We start from the raw sequence: 17,866 nt of genomic DNA, 5'->3' as shown, positions 1-17,866 counted from the left end.
GCCGGGCGCTTCTTCGCATTGCCCACTTAAGCATCCTGCGCCAGGCAGGCTCCCGCCGCATGAACACGATTGATATGAACCCGACTGAGCAGAAGATGGACTTCAGCAAGGTACCCGAGGTGACTTTTCTTTTCTGGGTAGTAAAAATCATTGCGACCACCCTGGGCGAAACGGCGGGCGACGCCGTCACGATGTCAATGAACCTGGGCTATCTGGTGGGCACGGCCATTTTTGCCACGATTTTCGTGCTGGCCGTCACTGCTCAGATTCGGGCCACGAAGTTTCATCCGTATTTGTTCTGGTTTGTCATCGTGGCCACGACCACGGCCGGCACTACCCTGGCCGACTTCTTCGACCGCTCACTGGGCATCGGCTACATCGGCGGCACGTCGATTCTGTTGGCCTTGCTGCTCGCTTGTCTGGGGCTCTGGTACTGGTCGCTGGGGTCGGTATCGGTCAATCAGCTCACCACCCGCAAAGCCGAAGTATTTTACTGGGCCACCGTCATGTTTTCCCAAACCCTGGGCACGGCGGCGGGCGACTGGGTGGCCGACCCAAAAGACGGCCTCGGCCTGGGCTACGAAGGCGGCGCGCTCGTCTTCGCCGCCGGCCTGGCCCTGATCGCGGCGGCGTATTACTGGACCACCATCTCGCGCACCGTCATATTCTGGGCCGCTTTTATTCTGACCCGTCCGCTGGGGGCGACGGTGGGTGATTTTCTGGATAAGCCCCGCGCCAACGGGGGGCTGGAGCTGAGCCGCTACACGGCCTCGGCCGTGCTGGCGGTCCTCATTATCATTGGGCTACTGGTATTCCCCCAGCGGGCCGAACGGGTGCCGGCAGTTGCCGCGGGACCGGGCGCACGGGGCGAGAACGAAGGGGCTTGATGGGTGCGCGGCCGCCGGCCAGCAAGCCCCTGCAGGAAATCACTAGGTTTCATAACGACTCTTATCCACGCGCTGCCGGCCAGGAAGCGCACAGAATTGACGTTTATTCTTACGTTCGCTTACTCCTAATCGGCAAGCGGAGTCACATGAAAATCCTGCTGGTTGAAGATGAGCCCGGCCTGCGCTCGGCCATTGTGAATTGCCTGGTGCAAGACGGCTACGTGTGCGAAATAGCGCCCACCTACGCGCTGGCACACGAGAAAATAAAGCTTTATCAGTACGACTGCGTGGTGGTGGACCTGACCCTGCCCGACGGCAACGGCCTCGACCTTATCCGGGCCCTCAAAGCCGATGGCTCGGCGGCGGGCGTGCTCATCATCTCGGCGCGGGCCGCGCTCGACGACCGGCTCACGGGCCTGGGGCTGGGGGCCGATGATTACCTGGTGAAGCCCTTTCACCTCTCCGAGCTGAACGCCCGGCTCAAGGCCATCATCCGGCGGCGGCAGTTTAAGGGGCAGCGGCAGCTGGTCTTTCGCGACCTGGTGGCCTGGCCCGACGACGCGCAGGTCTTCGTGCACGGCGAGCCCCTGACGCTCACCAAAAAGGAGTATGACCTGCTGCTGTATTTGTTGGCCAACCCCCAGCGCGTGCTCACCAAGGAGGCCATCGCCGAGCACCTCTGGGGCGACGAGGCGGATGCCTCCGACTCGTTCGACTACGTGTACACCCACCTGAAAAACCTGCGCAAGAAGCTCCAGGAGCACGGGGCCGGCGACTACATCCAAACCATTTACGGGCTGGGCTACCGCCTGCGGGCCGCATGAAGCTGCTCGCCAAAACCAACCGCTACTACCTGCTGCTGGCCGTGGCCTTGTTCGCCCTGGGCGGGGTAGTGCTGTACTTCAGCCTGAACTGGGCGCTGCGCAACGAAGTGGACGAACAGCTTCTCGACCAGCAACGTATCCTCACCCACGCCCGCACCGCGCCCCGGACCAGTGCCCTGCTAGGGGATTCGCTGCGGGTGAGCCGCACGCCGGTGACCGAGGGCCTGCACGATTCCGTGCGCTACGACGAGGAAGAGCAAACCATGGTGCCCTACCGCGAGCTGAGCTTTCCGGTGCAGCGGGCCGGCACCCGGTATTGGGTGACGCTGCGCAAGTCGCAGCTGGAAACGGCCGACCTGCTGCTGGTGGTGCTGAGCGTGATGCTGGCCGTACTCGGGGGGTTGTTCGGGAGCTTACTGGTGCTTAACCGCTGGCTGGCCCGCTGGCTGTGGGCCCCGTTCCAGCGTACGCTGGCCGAGCTGCGCACCTACGACCTGCACCGGCGCGGCCCGTTGGCGCTGCCGGCTACGCCCATTGACGAGTTTACCGAGCTCAACCAGGCCCTAACGCAGATGAGCGCGCGCCTGGCCGCCGACTACCAGCGCCTCAAGGACTTCACCGAAAACGCGGCCCACGAAATCCAAACCCCCTTGGCCATCATGCAGGCCCAGCTGGAACAGCTCGTGCAGGACGACACCCTGCGCCCCGCCTCGGCCGTACTCGTGGGCGCGCTTTACGGGGCCACCCACCGCCTCTCGCGCCTGCACCACGCCCTGACCCTGCTCAGCCGCATCGAAAACCAGCAGTTCGCGCAGGCCGTGCCCGTGCGGCTGGACCAGGTGGTGACGGAAAAAGCCGGCCAGCTGGAAGAGCTGGCCGCCGCCCGGGGCCTGACGCTGCGCGTGGTGGTGACCGGGGTGCCGGTGCTGGCGATGCACCCCGGCCTGGCCGATTCACTGGTGGCCAACCTGCTCCAGAACGCCCTCAAGCACAGCCTCGGCGGCGGGGTCATCGAGGTCACGCTCAGCGCCGAGGCGCTGGTCGTGGCCAACGCCGGCCCGGTCATCGAAGGCGACCCCGCCCGGTTTTTCGAGCGGTTCCGCAAGCACCACGCGGCCTCCGCTTCGCCCGGCCTGGGCCTGAGCATCGTGCAGCAGATTTGCCAGCACTACGAGTTTGGACTGAGCTATGAGTTTGGGCCGGCCGGGGCCATCCACACGCTGCGGGTGGACTTTTTCCAGCTGCCTAACCCTAACATTGTCAATAGGCTAGCACTACAGAAAAATCACATTATCGGGCAATAGCTTTGGGTATAATTTCACCAACAATCCTATTTCACTGATGAAGCAAGTCCTGATTATGGCCGCCTTTGCCCTGGCACTGACCGCCCCCGCCCACGCCCAAATGCTCAAGCCCGCCCAGGTGCCCGCCGCGGTGAAGGCCACCTTCAAAGCCAAGTTTCCCGCCATCACCAGCAATACCTGGGAGAAGGAAGGGACCAAGTACGAAGCCGGCTTCACGCAGAACGGCATCACCATGTCGGCCCTGATTACCCCGGCCGGCGAACTGGTGGAAACCGAATCGGACATGTCGCCGGCTAAGCTGCCGGCCGCCGTGCGCACCAAGCTGGCCAGCGACTACAAGGCCTACAAAGTGACCGAAGCCGCCACCCTGGTTTCGGCCGAGGGCAAGACGACCTATGAGGCCGAAGTAAGCAAAGGCGGCAAAAGCCACGACGTGCTCTTCAACGCCGACGGCTCGCTGGTTAAGAAATAACCCGCGCGTAGGCCCGCCCCCGATGCCTCACCCCGTCAGCCCCCGGCTGGCGGGGTGTTGTGGTGTAAGGCCTGACCATGCTGGCCCCACTGCTAACGCAGCTGCCAGCGCAGGCTCAGGCCGGTGGCCCCGGCGTAGTAGAGCGGCGTTACCTGCAACGAAGACGCCGTGTCCTGGGGCCGGTGGCCCCAGCGGTAGCGGTGCGACAGGTAGCCCAGGTGGGCCGAGAGGATGCCGAAGCCCGCCCCGGCAAACACGTCCGACTCCCAGTGCTTGTCGTTAATCATGCGCAGGGCGGCCACGCCGGTAGCCAGGGTGTAGGCCCCGATGCCGTACCACTGGCTTTTGTCGCGCAGTTCGGTGTGCAGAATGCTGGCGGCCAGAAACGCCTGCGCCGTGTGCCCCGACGGGAAGGCCGTGGGGGTGCCGTCGGGCCGGTCGATGTTGGTGGCGTATTTGACGATGAACACGCTGGACACCATAATCAGCTCGCTTTTCAGAATGACCAGACCCAGGTTTACCCGGTCGTTGCGGCTCTCCACGCCGGCCAGCAGCACCCCGCCCAGCTCCAGGTAGGGCGCGAACTGCAGGTAGTCGTCGGCGCGGGTGTGGCGGCCCGGCCCGAACAAGTGGTTGACGTCGCTTTTGGCGTCGTAGGACGAGTAGAAGCCGTGGCCGTTAATCGTGTTGATGCCGTAGCCGATGAGCACCGCCGGCACGATGCTGGCCCGCACCAGCTTGCCCCGGTACCAGGGCTTTTTGTCGACGGCCCCCGCCCCCGTACCCGGGCGCTCAAATTTGTGGAGCGTGTCGGCCGGGGCCGGGGCGGGCACTTGCTGCGCCAGTGCGGCGGGCAGGGAGCTCCCCAGCAAAAGCAGGCCAAAAGTGGAGTGGCGGAGCAGCGCGCGTAGATTCATAGAACGGGAAGGGATAAAGATTAGCGTTTAGAAAATCAAGACCAGGGTGCCGCCGATAATCATGGCCGCGCCCACGCCGGTGTGCCAGGTAAGTTTTTCGCCCAGAAACACCACCGACAGCAGGATGGCCAGGGCCACGCTGAGCTTATCGACGGGGGCCACCTGCGAAACCTTGCCCAGCTGCAGGGCCCGGAAGTAGAATATCCACGACAGGCCCGTGGCCACGCCCGAGAGGCCCAGGAAAATGAGGTTGGAGCGGGTGAGCAGGCCGATTTGGTCCAGGCCGCCCCGGAAGTAGACGATGCCCCAGGCCAGCACCACAATCACGACCGTGCGGATGGCCGTGGCCAGGTTAGAGTCCACGCCCTGAATACCAATTTTGGCCAGAATGGCGGTAAGGGCGGCAAAGAAGGCCGAAAGCAACGCATACATCCACCACATGAGGTTCAGGAATTAAAGGGTTGAAAAAGGAGAGAATGAAAAATAAATGCGGTTCCGCCGCGGCCGGGACCGCGCGGGGTTGGTGACCTTTGCCCCTTTCCTGCCCCGCTGCCCATGCTGAATCTGCTGCGCCACGCCGACCACGCCCTGCTCCGGTTCATCAACGGCGGGCACACCCCGCTGCTCGACCCCCTCATGGTGTTCGCTTCCGAGCGCACGGCCTGGCTGAGCGGCTACCTGGTGCTGCTGGTGGTGCTGGGCTACCTGTTTCGGCGGCGGGCCCTGCTGCTGCTGCCGGCCATTGGCATCTGCGTGGGGCTGGCCGATTCGATTTCGGCGCGGGGCTTCAAGCCCTTCGTGCACCGGCTGCGCCCCTCCCACACCCCCGACCTGGGCCCGCTGCTCTACCTGCCCGACGGGCCGGGCGGAGAATTGGGCTTTTTGTCCTCGCACGCCGCCAACGTGGCCGCGCTCACCACGCTGCTGTGCCTGGTGCTGCCCCGCCGCTTCCGGGTGGCCAAGGGGCCCTGCTGCTGTGGGCCGGGCTGGTGTGCCTGAGCCGGGTATACCTGGGGGTGCATTATCCGAGTGATGTGGTGGGCGGGGCCCTGTTGGGCGGGTTGCTGGGCTGGGCGGGGGCGCGGGCATATGCGTGGGGCATCGGCCGGGTGGGGCTGCCGAATCCGCCGCTCTAGGGCTGGGCCCGCTGCTCGCGAAACCGGTACAGGCGGCCCTGCCCCTTTTGCTGCCCGCTTCGCTCGACACGAATAAGTCGCCGTTGGGGGCAAAAGCCAGGCCTTCGGGCTGCGGAAACAGGCCGGTATCCAGGGTCTGGGCGGCCACCAGGCGGCCCTGGGCGTCCAGCTCCACCAAGTCGTTGCCGCGGGCCGAGAGCACGAACACGTGGTGGGTGCGCGGGTGCACGGCCACGGCCGAGGGGGCGAACCGGCTCAGTTGCCCCGCTTTTTTGCCGGCCTTGCCGCTACGGGCCGCGTCGGGCGAGCGGGCTAGGATGGCTTCGATGTCGAGCACGTAAGCCGGCTTCGGCTCGATGCGGTACGTGGTGGGGTTGAGGCGGTACACGGCCCGCTGGGTGCCGTCCAGGCCCGCGCCGGCTTCGCCCTTGCAGGCCACGAGCAGGGTGCGGCTGGCCGCGTCGTAGGTCAGGCCCTCGGGCTCGCTGGCGGCACTCAGGCCGGTCGCGAAGGTGGTGGTGGTGCGGCCCGTGCGCCGGAACACGGTGCCGTCGCTGCGCAGGATAAGCCAGCCGCCGGGCACGCGCGCCACGTCCTCGTAGTCGCCGGGGCCAGCGAAGTGCACGGTGCTGTCCAGGCGCTGGGTGCCCAGGTTGTAAAACAGCAAATCGCCGGTTTCGTCCTCGATGCAGGCCAACTGGGTATCACTCACCCAGGTCTGGCCGGAGATTTCGAGCAGTTCGGGCGGCAACGCATAGGTGACCGAGGGGTGAGCGAAGTCGTAGGCGCTGCGCGCGGCAGCAGATGCGGGCGGGGTGGCCGTGGCGGCCGGCTGGGGGTTGCCGCACCCGCTCAGGAGCATTCCAACGGTTATAATGGCTTTAATCACTAGGGAGAAGGGGGATTAGGTAAAACGGGGATTGATTGATGGCCTGCCCCCGCCTCAGCGCAGCAGCCAGACCAGGGCCACGCCGGCGCGGCTGCCCAGGGGTTGGGCCGGCAGCAGCAGGCCGTGGGGCGTGCGCCCCCGGAACACAACTTTCTTGAGCAGCGGGTACACGGCGTAGGCCGCCTCCGTGGAGAGAATGCCAATGCCGGCGGCCACCGTCACATCGGATATCCAGTGGCGGTTGTTGAGCAGCCGGATGGCCCCGGTGGCCGTGGCCACCGAGTAGCCGGCCACGCTGTACCAGAGACTGCGTCCGCCGTATTCCTCGGCCATAAAAGTGGCCCCGGCAAAGGCCGCGGCCGTGTGGTGCGAGGGAAAAGAAGACAGGTCGGCCGGGTTATCCGGGCGGGCTACCCCGGTGCGCTCCTTGATGAAGACGGTGGTTTCGGTGCTGAGAATGGTGGCCATTTCCAGCAGCAGGGCCCGCTCCACCAGGTCGTGGCGGGCCGGCACCCCGGCCAGGCTCAGGCCGAAAACGGCCACGGCCGGCACGTAGCGCGAGTAGTTGTCGAGGTCGGTGTGGAAAGTGGGAAAGGCTTCGTGCACCTCTTCCTGCACGGCGTAGCTGCTGCCCAGCCAGCGGCCGTGCCCGTTGCGGGTGAGCAGCCCGTGGGCGATGAGCAGCACCGGCGGGCCCACGGCCACGGCCACGCGCACCACCGGGGAGTGGATAGCGGCGAGCGGACCCGCCGGGCGCAGGGAATCGGGAATAACGGGCAACGGCCGCCGCTGCGCCCGAACGGGTCCACCCAGTAGCCCGAGCAACACCAGGCACGGTAAGTAGCCCCGCCAACGAGGGTTACCCGGACCGGACGGTTGTTTTCTCCTCATGTCCTTTGCCTGCTTTGTGAAAGTCGTCCCGGGTCGCTACCGCCTCGATAACCCCAACAAGGTTCGGTGCCAATTCTAAATTCTTTTGGAAGACTTCGCCCCCGCTGCCGGCTTTGCGTTAGCGGCAGTTTACCCGCTGGTCCACTGATTTCCCTTTTTTGGCGATGGCCGCTACCTCCTTGCTTCCCTTTGTTCGCCACGTCTGGCACCACCACCGCAAGCTGCTGGCGGGCTTGCTGCTGGGCTTCGTCGCCCCCTGGTTCATTTTCGTGCGCGTAGCCAGTGAGGTATGGGAAGGCGAGGGCCTGCCCGGCGACCAGGGCATTTTACAGTTTCTGCACGCCCACGGCAGCCCGGGCCTGGATACTGCGGCGCTGGCCATTACCCGCGCCGGCGGGCCTTTGGGAGCTTCGCTGCTGGCGCTGGCCATCGCGGCGGGGCTGCTACTGGCCCGGCAGCGGCGCGCGCTGTCCTTCTTTGCCCTGGCCGTGGTCGGGGCGCAACTGCTCAACCTAGCGGCCAAGTACCTGCTCGGTCGCACGCGGCCAGCGCTGTGGGTGTCGCTGGCCCCGGAAACGTCGTCCAGCTTCCCCAGCGGCCATTCCATGGCGGCGGCGGCGGTAGCGGCGGCAGTGGGCTTTTTGCTGTGGCGCACCCGCTGGCGCTGGCCGGCCGTGGCCGCCGGGGTGCTCTGGGCCGGGGGCATGGGGTGGTCGCGGATGTATCTGGGCGTGCATTATCCTTCCGACGTCCTGGCCGGCTGGGTTGGCTCGGTTGGCTGGGTGGGCGGGTTGCACCTGCTCTTTTCGCACTACTTCCGGGAGCTGAGCCTCGTCTGGCACGAGTGGCGCGGGACGGCACCCAAAACGCCGGCTTTCTGAGAAGCCTCACGGGTGCAGGTTCAGGCCAGCACAAAACTTGCCGGCCCCAGCTCCCCTACCGTCGTATTCCGTTCCGACTCTAATGCGACCCGTAGTACTGGCTCAGCAGCACCAGAATGCCGACGGCCAGGTAGATGCCGAAGCGTTGGAGTTTGAGCGCGGGCTTATGGTGGTGGCACATGCGGGTCGAACACGGGGCGCGGCTATTCCGTTGCATGGGGGTTGCCAACCGTACCAGTTGGATTTCCCGCTACTCATTATGGCCCTTCCCAAAGACGATACTGCCGGCATGACGCAGCTCGTGCGCTACGTGCTGACCATCGACAACATGTGCGCGCCCGACTGCATTGTCTGGGTGCGCGAGCAGTTGACGGGGCTCGGACTCGTGGTGGACCGGGTGGCCGTGGGCGAAGCCGAAGTGGCCACCGCCCACATCAATGGCCCTGATTTAAAAGCCATTCAGGCATCCTTGGAAGCAGGTGGCTATCAGCTGGTGGAAGCCGTAACCAAAGTTGGGTAGCGGAGCGGTCGAATGGGCTTCCTGCTGAACCGCCAAGGCCATTAATTGCCTGCCTTTGCCGGGTGCTGCTTCAGCCAGGCCTGCAGTTGGTCGATTTCGCGCTGCTGGTCTTGCAGAATGAAGTAGGCGGCTTTTTGCAACGAGGTATCGCGGCCCAGCTGCAGCTCGGCGTGGGCCAGGGCAATGGCGTTCTGGTGGTGGGCCCCGAGCAGGGCGGCGTAGTCCCGGTCGATGCTGCCCGTGCCGGCATCCTCGGCCGCCCGCTCAAAGTAGTTATCCGACGGCGTCTTATCCCCTGCCGCCTGGGAAATATTGCGGTGGGCGGCGGGGTGCAGGCCGGTGGTGGCGGCTTCGAGCAGCTTCTCCAACTCGTGGGATTGGGTGGTGTGCTCCGGGAAAGCAGGCGGCTGGGCCTGAATGCGCTGGATGGCCGAGTCCAGGCCCAAAACGAGCTGCTGGTGGGCGTGGTGTATGTCCTGCGCCACGCGGCGCAGCTCGGGGTCCTGGCCCTGCTTAAGCTCCAGGGCCGACATGGCCACGGCGGCGCGGTGGTTTTCGCGCATGAGCTGGGCAAAGTAGAGGTCGAGGTTGCCCTTTTGCTGGAGGGCCTGGGAGTGGTCGGCCATGGTGTACAGGGCCGCCATCATCGTGGCCGGGGCGCCGGCTTCGTGGACATCAGCCGCTTCTTCGGGGCCGCTGCGGCAGCTGGCGAGCAGCAGCCCGCCGGCCAGAAGCAAGGCGTGGGCAACTCGTAAAACGGGGGTGGCAACACGACGCATCGAGGGAAGATAGGTGAGCCGAACGAAAGGCACGAGGGGGTGGTGCCGGCTATGTGGCTGCGGGCCTTGGGCTCCCCTCTCCGGGTTTCGTGCGGCCCGTAATATTCCAGCAAAGTACCGGGCGCGAAAGCATCGGTATCGAGGTAGGGCGAGCGGGTGTTCACGGCCAGGCGCGGTCAGGGCGCGGCTTGGCCGTTTTCTTCGGCTACGGTCATGGGTATTGGAAAAAAGGGGAAAAGGCCAGCTTCGGGAAGAAGACTGGCCTTTTTATGGAATGCGGCTAGGGCCGGGCTTAGTGGCCGCCCTGCTCGTGGGCGTGCAGGGGTTCGTGGTCGCCGTGCTCGTGCGAGTGGTGCAAGGCGGCTTCCTCGGCGTGCTTTTGGCCGTGCGCAGCAAAGCCGTAGGCGGTGTAGCCGTGGTGGGCCGCTTTCTCGTGGTCGCCCTTTTTGAGGTGTTCGACAGCGGCACGGTGGTTTTGCACGGCGTGCTCGAAATAATGGGCGGCCTTCTGGTGGGCCTCGATGATTTTCTGGTGCTCTGCGGGGTGGTCTTGCTGCGGGGTCATGGAAGCGGGCGTTAACGTGAAAAAGTGGTTTGGGAGGTTATACGGAGCAACGGCCGATAGGAAGAGCGTTGGCCGCCGTTTCCCGAAACAAGGGTGCTGACGACATGGCTGCGGGATTCTTCGTCGCCCTGCTGGGTTTCGTGCTGCACGAAGTATTCCAGGAGGGTGCCGGGGGCGAAGGTGTCGGTGTCGAGGTAGGGCGAGCGGGTGTTCACGGCCAGGCGCGGTCAGGGCGCGGCTTGGCCGCCCACGCGGCGGAAGAGGTGGGCTACTTCGAGCAGTTCTTTGGAAAAAGCAATGCGGCGGCCGGCGGGCTCCAGGGTCAGGTCGATTTTAGCGGGGTGCATGGGGAGTGGGATAAGCGGCGGCTAGGCAATCATGCCGAGCAGCAGGAATAAGAGGAAGCCGACAAAGAAAGCCAGGGTGAGCAACGGGGTTTCGGTTTCCTCGTGGGCCTCGGTGAGTAGCTCTTCGGTGACGAGAAACAGCAGGGCGGCCAGGCCGAAGGAAAGCACGATTTCGAGCAGGTTGCCGGTGGCCCCGCGCAACACGGTGGTGCCGATGCCGGCCCCGATGAGCAGCATGAGGGAGGTGCCGGCCACGATGGCCACGGCCCGGCCCTTGCCGTGGCCGTCCTGGCGCAGCTCGACGGCGGTGGCCAGGCCGAGCGAAAGGAGCTCGATGGTGAGGGCGATGGCCAGCAGGGTGCCTTCTTTGGCCCCGGCCGCGAAACCGATGCCGAGCAGCAGGCCATCGATGAATATGTCGATGCCGATGGCCACCAGCAGGCCCCACGGCAGCGATGCGGCGGTGGCAGTAGCGAGGCCCGAGCGGTCAGCGGCTGGTTCGGCGTCTTTGCCGGCTTTTTCCTGTTTTTCAAGGCGCTGGGTGAAGTAGCGCAGCCCGAGCATGGTGGTCACGCCGAGGCCGAAGCCGATGGCCACTTCGTAGGGGGCGTGGTGCTGGACGATGTCGGGCAGCAGCTCGACGGCGACGACTGAGAAGATGACGCCGGCCGCGAAGTGCAGGATGGCGCTGCGCAGCTGCGGGCCGGGCGCGCGCCAGACGGCCAGGGCCGCGCCCGCAATCATGACAACGGCCGGCAGGACCGAAAAGCCGAGCAGGATGGGCCAGGGCGGGGTGACGGCGGTAGGAATGATGGGTGTTGTTAAACAAATAGGGGAAAACCTCCGAGTCCGTGGCCAAATGGCGTGGTTGCTCGTGGTAAGGTGCAAAAGCGGCATAAGAGCATCGGAAAACCGATAGTCTTACACGCTCCTTAACACAATCGAAAGAGGGTAGCGAAAACGAACGTTTAGACTATCGTTTTATCCGTGTGCCTGGTAAAGCATTGTCAGCCAAATAACTAATTAGGGAAAGCAAGCGGCTGTGCGGCCGAGTCGGAGGTTTTGCCCTATTTGTTTAACAACACACAATGGTCAGCAGCATGGGGGTAAATTACTTGGACGGGGTATTGGCATGGGCTTGCAGCCAGCGTTGGTACTGCTTGATTTCCGGCTGCTCGTCCCGGATGATTTCGCGGGCCGCTTGCTTTAGCTGCGCGTTCTGCCCAAAAGCCAGTTCGGTTTGCGCCAGGGCCACGCCACTTTGGTGGTGCAGGCGCATGAGGGTGGCAAAATCCGCGTCGGGGGTGCCGGGCAGGGGCGGCAACTGGCGCAGGGGAGCCAGCGCGGCGGCGATGCGCCGGACAAAAGCATCCCGGGCGTTGCCGGGGCGGTAGTCCCGGCCGCCGGGCCGTTCGCGGGTCACGGCCAGCGTGAGCAGGTGGTTGTCGCGCTCGTGGTCCTTCAGCACCTGCTGAGCCAGGCCACGCAGGGTCGAATCGCGGCCCTGCGCCAGCTCCAGCCGGGCCAGGCGCTGGGCCCCGGCGTGGTGAAGCTGCATCAGGCGGGCAAAATCGGCGTCCCAGTCGCCGGTGCGGCGCAGCGTGTCGAGCTGGTGGACCAGCAGTTGCAGGGTGTCGCGCAGGCTGGGCGGGGCGGCCACGGGGGCCGGTTTGGACTGGCCGGCGTGGGCTTCCTGCTCGTGGGCGTTGGTGTCGTGGGGGGCGTTGCAGCTGTCGATGGCCAAGCTGGCACTGAGAAGCAGCGCGAAATAGGCGGAGTGCACGTTCATGAAAAGGGGCTTTAGGGCGGAGGCTTTACTCGGTGGGTTCGATGTGCATCAGCACGTTGTACACGGCGGGCTTGGCCTGCTTGATGGCGGCCTTCACTGCGCCGGCAATGCTATGGCCTTCGCGCACGCTGATGCGGCCGTCGACGATGACATGCAGGTCGGCGAAGTACTCGAAGCCCATCTTGGCCTTGGTTAAAAGTTTGGTCCAAAAGTTAAACGAAGGGCTGGAAGTCGGCTTCCATTTGACGATGAATAAGACCTCTGCGTCATTTCCCATGGTTTACCGGAGAAGTCGAACTCACCTTGACAATGACGCAACGGCCAACTCTCCAGCGTGCCGTCACCTATTCAACGCAGGTCGAAGTGTTAGTCGTTAGCCCTGATGTAGGCAGAAGCGATAAGGGTACCGAACAGGTCAACAAGGTGGGGCCATCAGGATGCATAAGAGGTCCCACTTTCCGGCCCCATTTCTACCTGCATAACAGCCACCTGTTGATTGGGGCCGGCAAGGAATAGTGGCTGTTGCAGAACTCCTGCGCCTCTTTCACTTACTATTGTTAAACTGCTATTGCCGGTGGTGACGCCTCTTCCAGCAGGGAAAAAACGGCTTCCTAAGTGGTAGGGCAGGCAGGGAAATAGCTAGCCGGAGTACCCGTTTGGGCTGGTGCTTGAGCAGCTTCTTGAGGTTAAAAGCGATGGCCGTGAGCAGCATCGTTTTATGGGCATTGCTACGGCCCCGCGTGTTGACGCGCCGCAGCCCGTAGTGCTGCAGCAAGCTGCCGAATACCGGCTCTATCGTGCGCTGGCGCAGCCGGCGCATCCGTTGACCTAATCGACTTTGCTGCCGCGCCAGCGCCCGGCGGTAATGGTCCGCATAGGCCGTGCGCGTAATTTTGCGGCACTTGCTCTTGGGGGCACAGCTTGGTTTGCGCGCGCAGCGTCGACAATCGCTCGTGGAGGCGCTATAGCGCTTGGAGAGTCGGCCGTCCTGGTTGGAATCGAAGCGTTTAAACGGCAACCGCTTGCCGGCCGGACAGGTAAAACAGTCTGCCTCCCGATCATAGGGAAAGCCCTCAATTTCGGGCTTATACTGGCCAAAGACCGGAATCCAGGGGGTAATGCCCCGGGCTTCGAGTAAGGCGTAATTCACGCCATTGGAGTAGTTGGTGTCTGCGACGACATCGGTCACCGGTAAGTCATGGGCAAGCAGACGCTGGTGCAGTGGCGCGACGATACTGGGCAGCAGCACGCTATCGCGCCGGTCTGCAAAATCGGCCTGCACGTGGCTAATGAGGCCATGGCCCTCGTCCACGGCCATACTACACAGATAATTCAAGGCACGGGCCTTCCCCGGTTTGACCGAGATGCGCGCCTCGGGATCGGCCGGGCTGTAGTGCGTTTTGTTGCTCAGCAGCTGGGCCTGGGGACGGCTACGCCCCAACGGGCCACTGGCATTGCGGGCGTAGCGGGCGTGGGCGGTGGCGACGCGCCGCAAGTGGTGCGCCGGACTGGAGCGTATCACCACTGGCGTTTCCACCACCGGTTCGCCAGCCACGTGCAGGACGGGCGCAGGCGCTTCCGCAGGCTGCTTTTCGCACAGACTCTCCAGCGAGGCGTTGGCTTTAACGAAGGCCGAGTCGACGGCTTGGGTGTGGCCCGTGACCAGCCCGGCGGCCACGCACTGGGCAAAAACGTGGTCGAACAGGTGCTCGAACACGGCAGCCGGAAAGAGTTGGCGGGTGCGGCTGATCGTGGAATGCCAGGGCAGATCCTCGTCCACCTCGTAGCCCAAAAAATAGAGGATGTCCAAACGCAGACTACAGTGCTCCACGAGGCGGCGGTCGCTGACCAGGTTTTCCAGGCGGCTGACCAGCATCAGCTTAAAAAAGACCACCGGGTCGAGCGAGGGCTGGCCCGTATGGCTGTACAGCATCTGCGTCTGCTGATACAGGAAGCCCCAGTTGAGTAGTTCGCTCAGGCGGCGGTAGAGATTATACGGCGCCTCGCGCTCGGACAAGCGAAAGCGGGTGACGACTTTGTCGGTGAACTGCTTGTGGCCCTGCATAGACCTAAGGTACCGCTGGCCAGCTACCTACTTCTGCAACAGCCACTATACCTTTCTGGCCCCAGCGCCGCGCAGTAATGGAAGTCAACCCGACAGCCACTGGCAACCGGTAACCAACGGCCCGTTTAACTTTTGGACCAAACTTTTAACCAAAGCCAAGGTTTCGCCTGTGGCGGTAGCTAGGTTACAGATTCAGGGCCTGCTGCACGATGAGCTTGGCCTCCGCCGCCTCATTTTTGGCGTCGATTTTAGCCTGCTTAGCATCCTCCAGCGCCTGCTTGCCGGCCCGCACGAAGGCCGCGTTGCAGTAGCGCAGCTTATCATCGATGTGGCGATTTGAGCGGTTCTTCGCCTCCCAGGCCTTGAGCAGCTCCAGTGCCCCTTCCTGCTTGAGGATGGGGGCGTACTTGACGATGTTAGCATCGGTAACCTTCCAGTCCCGCAGCCGGGCGATGATACTGCCGGTATCAGCGTTTTCGAGCCAGGAGGCGGGAATGTCCTTCAGCGTCGGCCCCTTCTTGAGCTCGAACCGAAACCGGATTATCTTCTTGCGGCCCCGGGTGGGCCGGGTAGTCTCGTAAATGGGCGTGAAGGTAAACTCAAAATCAGTGCCAGCCAGCTCCTTTTCCGGCTCCTTCATGGTGTTCGCAATCAGGAGCATAGTATTGGGGTACTTCATCATCGGCTTGCCGGTCTTGCCTTTCTTCACCTGCCCACGCTTGTCGTACTCATACCAGCAATCCATATACTGGCGGTATTCTTCCACCGGCACTTCCCAGTAGCCCTTGTCCTGCCAGGCGGCCAGGATTTCGAAGAACCGCATGCTGTACCAGCTCTTGAGGTTCATGTAGCCGTGCAGCGGAAACTTGCTGAAGTGCGCCGCCTTCACCAGGTAGGGGGCCAGCTGCGGATTGAGCAGAATAGTGATGATGCCGTCCTTGTAGCCCACGCGCTGCTCGCGGGTGGTATCGAGCAGGTGCCGGAAATACCATTCCTTGTCGCCGATACTCTCAAACTCCCACTTCACGTCGGCCAGTTCGTAGAGCGCCCCCTTGATTTTGGAATACGCTGTCTCCGGCTCGATGTCGGTGCCTTCCAGGATGGAGGAAATGTGCAGCTGGTAGAAGTCCCGCAACTGGTAGTCGTTGTCCCGAATCTGGTCGATTACCCGCGCCATGATGCGCTTGCCGTACACCGAAATCTTCTTCTGGTGGGCAAAAGTTACGTTCCAGTGCTGCTTGACTTCGCCCCGGTATTCGGGCTCGTACTTGAGGTCAAGCTCCAGCAGCGGGGCGGCAGGGGTACGGGAGATACGTTTATCAGCCATGGGGTTAAGCAATGGACAGCGGTGGGAAGGATACGCAAGATATACCAAAACGGCTAATAAGGTAAGGTGCGATTTTGCTCACCTTACCTTTTGCGTAAACCCCTCGCTCGTTCCCTCCCACAAACACCGGCCAAAGAGCCGCGCCCACCACCTGTCCAAAGCTTAGTTTATTCGGTCAGCTCGCCGGAACCCCAATCCCAAAGACCTGCGGTCAATGCCGCTGGGAACCTGTCCAAACCTTAGCTTATTCCGTTTCCCCACTCAGACTCTGCCCCGGAAGCGTCCCGGGTAATGTGGATAACCACCTGTCCAAACCTTACTTTTTACCTGTCCAAACCTTACCATTTGAAGACCAAAACCTGTCCAGAACTTAGCTTTTGAATCTGAAGCACCTGTCCGAAACTTAGCTTTTACCTGTCCAGAACTTAGCTTTTGGGCATTTACTCCTTATAGTAAACTAATAGGCTCTTTTTAACTAATCTGTTAATTACAACTATCTAGTTCGAAAAAAGAAAAAGCATTTAGAACTGGTGGTATATACCTGAACGGCACAAGGAGCCGAAAGGAAAACAAAAAACAAAGTTTAAAAGGGCAAAAAAACGGGATTGCACTTTTCTGCTTTTTTATACCACTATTACGAGATTGATTAGGACATCTTGTACTGCCAAGGTACTAGGATAATCAGCAGCTACTCATGGCTTCTAGAGCCACTGATGCTCCCAGGGTAACTACCCCTAGACAGCGAGCTTTTTGGAGTGACCGTCAGGCCGAATCCTGAATGGTTAAGACCTAGACATCACTACCGCTGTAGAACACCGGAGATAAGCCGGGAACGAGGTCTGCTGATAGGAACAAGGGGGAAAAGAATCAATGTACGGGCCAAAAGCACCATTAGAATAACAAAAACAGACACAATAATTTAAATATTATTGAAATATTAATGATCCAAAAACACCTTATTAAGTGTAAGCAAAGCACAAAAAAACAGGCCTTTAGCTGTAAAATATACCCCTAATTCCCTGTAACATATTCACCGGCTTTATACTACCAATGCCCGACAGGTTTTAGTGTTCGAAGTGCGCGAACGTCACCATGGGATGCTTGCGCAACCAAGGCAACCATACCAGCTACATCGTTTTTCTGGGCAAGTAGTTCCAAAAGCGCTTGTTAACAATCAATAATTAAAACTATAATTTAAATATTATTGAAACATTAACAGTCATTTTGGCGTTTAAATAGCATAGAAAACGCCACTAAGACCAGCCCCAAACTGATGAGCACCGCCCCCGAAATCGTCGAAGAAGCTTACACCATCCTGCTGCAACTCGGGGGCTGGCGGTTCCTGGCCATGACCGGGGCCGACAAGCTCATGGCGGCCGGCCGGACGGCCAGCAACCCCAACCCCTGGCTGCGCATGGACCTGCGCCGCAACCAGGCCCAGGTGAACCGGTTGAAAATTACCCTCATGCCGACTGATACTTACACGGTGGAGTTTTACCACCAGAAGCTGGTCGACTGGGTGCCGGTCATCACCAATCAGCAGACGTTTGAAATGGTGTACGGGGAGGATTTACCCAGCCTCTTTACGTCGGTAACGGGATACGATACTCACCTTTAGCATCCGGGATGCGAGCCAGCGAAGCCCCCACCATCCTCCATCCGGGGTGGAACCAGTACCGCAGCCGTGTAATTGCCGCCATCACCGACGTGGAAGTGCTGATGCAGCAGCTAGACAAAGGCCTCGACAACGGCGGCCTGACCGCCGAAGTGGCCCAGCGCCTTGGCGTACACATCAACACCTAGGCCGATTTTGACGTGCTCAGCGCCTTGGTGCGGGCGGTGCGCCCCATCGGCCGCGAGGCACTACGGGCCACCCGCGAGGAGCAGGGCGGTCAGTTTTCCTTGCTTCTTCACTAACTCCAATCCCATGCCCCAAGCTCAAGATTTAGCCGTTGGTGATGCCGTGTACTATGCCCGTGAGCGGGCCGTCGGCCTGATTTATACCACCTACGAGCGGGGCCGCCACGAGCGCCCCGGCGTACAGCTGCTGCTCAGTAACGGCCGGGACCTAAGCGGATTCAGCGCCGAGGAGGCCGACCGGTTTTTGCAGCCCCTGGGTGACACGGGCCTGCGCTACGAGTTTGCGAACGTGGGCCAGCTGGCCCGCGATTACCAGCGCGGCGTGTTCGGCCAGGCTTTCCACAATGCCCAGGTGCTGCTGCTCTCATGGGAACTGGCCAGCCCCGGACCGCCCATCGAGTAGCCATTTTCTC

At 62.2% G+C, this 17,866-nt stretch carries 22 protein-coding genes and 1 pseudogene; 11 read left to right on the top strand and 12 right to left on the bottom strand.

The genetic code is table 11. The annotated features are described in order from the left end of the window. Positions 1-59: 59 nt before the first annotated feature. The 4 genes from MKZ35_RS06620 to MKZ35_RS06605 all read left to right on the top strand — a co-directional run bounded on the left by MKZ35_RS06620 (position 60) and on the right by MKZ35_RS06605 (position 3,487). The gene (locus MKZ35_RS06620; RefSeq protein WP_482512446.1) at positions 60-887 is read left to right on the top strand and encodes a COG4705 family protein; all 828 of its coding nucleotides are present in this window, start codon (positions 60-62) and stop codon (positions 885-887) included. A gap of 146 nt (positions 888-1,033) precedes the next feature. After that, a complete protein-coding gene (locus MKZ35_RS06615) occupies positions 1,034-1,711 on the top strand; it encodes a response regulator transcription factor (RefSeq protein ID WP_482512445.1) in 678 nt (225 codons plus the stop codon). Continuing rightward, positions 1,708-3,015 (top strand): sensor histidine kinase, encoded by a 1,308-nt coding sequence (locus tag MKZ35_RS06610; RefSeq protein WP_482512444.1) that lies wholly within the window; start codon positions 1,708-1,710, stop codon positions 3,013-3,015. Before MKZ35_RS06615 ends, MKZ35_RS06610 begins: the two co-directional genes overlap by 4 nt. Before the next feature lie 37 nt (positions 3,016-3,052). Further along, the gene (locus tag MKZ35_RS06605) at positions 3,053-3,487 is read left to right on the top strand and encodes a PepSY-like domain-containing protein (protein WP_482512443.1); all 435 of its coding nucleotides are present in this window, start codon (positions 3,053-3,055) and stop codon (positions 3,485-3,487) included. Positions 3,488-3,579: 92 nt separating this feature from the next. Here the strand turns inward: MKZ35_RS06605 and MKZ35_RS06600 are convergent, their stop codons facing one another. Both MKZ35_RS06600 and MKZ35_RS06595 read right to left on the bottom strand, forming a co-directional pair. Next, positions 3,580-4,404, bottom strand: coding sequence for a phosphatase PAP2 family protein (locus MKZ35_RS06600; RefSeq protein ID WP_482512442.1), 825 nt, complete (start codon positions 4,402-4,404; stop codon positions 3,580-3,582). Between the two features lie 27 nt (positions 4,405-4,431). Then, positions 4,432-4,845 carry an EamA family transporter gene (locus tag MKZ35_RS06595; RefSeq protein ID WP_482512441.1) on the bottom strand — a complete coding sequence of 138 codons (414 nt, stop codon included), beginning with the start codon at positions 4,843-4,845 and terminating at the stop codon, positions 4,432-4,434. A 114-nt stretch (positions 4,846-4,959) separates the two neighbouring features. Between MKZ35_RS06595 and MKZ35_RS06590 the strand changes: the two genes are divergently transcribed. Then, on the top strand, positions 4,960-5,403 hold the full coding sequence (locus MKZ35_RS06590; RefSeq protein ID WP_482512514.1) for a phosphatase PAP2 family protein: 444 nt from the start codon (positions 4,960-4,962) through the stop codon (positions 5,401-5,403). After that, positions 5,331-5,540, top strand: coding sequence for a phosphatase PAP2 family protein (locus tag MKZ35_RS06585; protein WP_482512513.1), 210 nt, complete (start codon positions 5,331-5,333; stop codon positions 5,538-5,540). The genes MKZ35_RS06590 and MKZ35_RS06585 overlap by 73 nt, the downstream gene beginning before the upstream one ends. Positions 5,541-5,610: 70 nt before the next feature. Here the strand turns inward: MKZ35_RS06585 and MKZ35_RS06580 are convergent. Next, positions 5,611-6,402 (bottom strand): annotated as a pseudogene (locus MKZ35_RS06580) (SdiA-regulated domain-containing protein); the annotation flags it as partial. Between the two features lie 81 nt (positions 6,403-6,483). Then, a complete protein-coding gene (locus tag MKZ35_RS06575; protein ID WP_482512440.1) occupies positions 6,484-7,257 on the bottom strand; it encodes a phosphatase PAP2 family protein in 774 nt (257 codons plus the stop codon). A gap of 227 nt (positions 7,258-7,484) precedes the next feature. Here MKZ35_RS06575 and MKZ35_RS06570 point away from each other — a divergent pair, with 227 nt between their 5' ends. Together MKZ35_RS06570 and MKZ35_RS06565 are read left to right on the top strand one after the other, a co-directional pair. Continuing rightward, on the top strand, positions 7,485-8,201 hold the full coding sequence (locus tag MKZ35_RS06570) for a phosphatase PAP2 family protein (protein WP_482512439.1): 717 nt from the start codon (positions 7,485-7,487) through the stop codon (positions 8,199-8,201). Positions 8,202-8,283: 82 nt separating this feature from the next. Continuing rightward, on the top strand, positions 8,284-8,721 hold the full coding sequence (locus MKZ35_RS06565; protein ID WP_482512438.1) for a hypothetical protein: 438 nt from the start codon (positions 8,284-8,286) through the stop codon (positions 8,719-8,721). A 41-nt stretch (positions 8,722-8,762) separates the two neighbouring features. Here the strand turns inward: MKZ35_RS06565 and MKZ35_RS06560 are convergent, their stop codons facing one another. From MKZ35_RS06560 to MKZ35_RS06525, 8 genes are all read right to left on the bottom strand, one after another. After that, positions 8,763-9,500: a DUF305 domain-containing protein gene (locus MKZ35_RS06560; RefSeq protein ID WP_482512437.1), complete on the bottom strand. Its 738-nt coding sequence runs from the start codon at positions 9,498-9,500 to the stop codon at positions 8,763-8,765. A gap of 292 nt (positions 9,501-9,792) precedes the next feature. Next, entirely contained in the window at positions 9,793-10,065 is a 273-nt protein-coding gene (locus MKZ35_RS06555; RefSeq protein WP_482512436.1) for a hypothetical protein, read from the bottom strand. Positions 10,066-10,076: 11 nt separating this feature from the next. Then, on the bottom strand, positions 10,077-10,280 hold the full coding sequence (locus MKZ35_RS06550; RefSeq protein WP_482512435.1) for a hypothetical protein: 204 nt from the start codon (positions 10,278-10,280) through the stop codon (positions 10,077-10,079). 153 nt (positions 10,281-10,433) lie between these two features. After that, a complete protein-coding gene (locus tag MKZ35_RS06545; protein WP_482512433.1) occupies positions 10,434-11,156 on the bottom strand; it encodes a ZIP family metal transporter in 723 nt (240 codons plus the stop codon). 367 nt (positions 11,157-11,523) lie between these two features. Next, positions 11,524-12,201, bottom strand: a complete 678-nt coding sequence (locus MKZ35_RS06540) for a DUF305 domain-containing protein (RefSeq protein WP_482512432.1) — start codon at positions 12,199-12,201, stop codon at positions 11,524-11,526. A 25-nt stretch (positions 12,202-12,226) separates the two neighbouring features. Further along, a complete protein-coding gene (locus tag MKZ35_RS06535) occupies positions 12,227-12,478 on the bottom strand; it encodes a cation transporter dimerization domain-containing protein (protein WP_482512430.1) in 252 nt (83 codons plus the stop codon). 288 nt (positions 12,479-12,766) lie between these two features. After that, positions 12,767-14,266 (bottom strand): IS1182 family transposase, encoded by a 1,500-nt coding sequence (locus tag MKZ35_RS06530; RefSeq protein WP_482512429.1) that lies wholly within the window; start codon positions 14,264-14,266, stop codon positions 12,767-12,769. A 184-nt stretch (positions 14,267-14,450) separates the two neighbouring features. Continuing rightward, positions 14,451-15,593, bottom strand: a complete 1,143-nt coding sequence (locus tag MKZ35_RS06525; RefSeq protein WP_482512428.1) for a replication initiation protein — start codon at positions 15,591-15,593, stop codon at positions 14,451-14,453. A gap of 1,273 nt (positions 15,594-16,866) precedes the next feature. Between MKZ35_RS06525 and MKZ35_RS06520 the strand changes: the two genes are divergently transcribed. From MKZ35_RS06520 to MKZ35_RS06510, 3 genes are all read left to right on the top strand, one after another. Further along, positions 16,867-17,211 (top strand): hypothetical protein, encoded by a 345-nt coding sequence (locus MKZ35_RS06520; RefSeq protein WP_482512427.1) that lies wholly within the window; start codon positions 16,867-16,869, stop codon positions 17,209-17,211. Between the two features lie 8 nt (positions 17,212-17,219). Next, a complete protein-coding gene (locus MKZ35_RS06515; protein WP_482512426.1) occupies positions 17,220-17,396 on the top strand; it encodes a hypothetical protein in 177 nt (58 codons plus the stop codon). Between the two features lie 124 nt (positions 17,397-17,520). Continuing rightward, entirely contained in the window at positions 17,521-17,856 is a 336-nt protein-coding gene (locus tag MKZ35_RS06510; RefSeq protein WP_482512425.1) for a hypothetical protein, read from the top strand. Positions 17,857-17,866 lie beyond the last annotated feature (10 nt).

It is taken from the genome of Hymenobacter sp. R533113, from assembly GCF_056835965.1.
The sequence above is the reverse complement of the archived record's forward strand: the minus strand, read 5'-3'. Positions and strand labels throughout refer to the sequence as shown.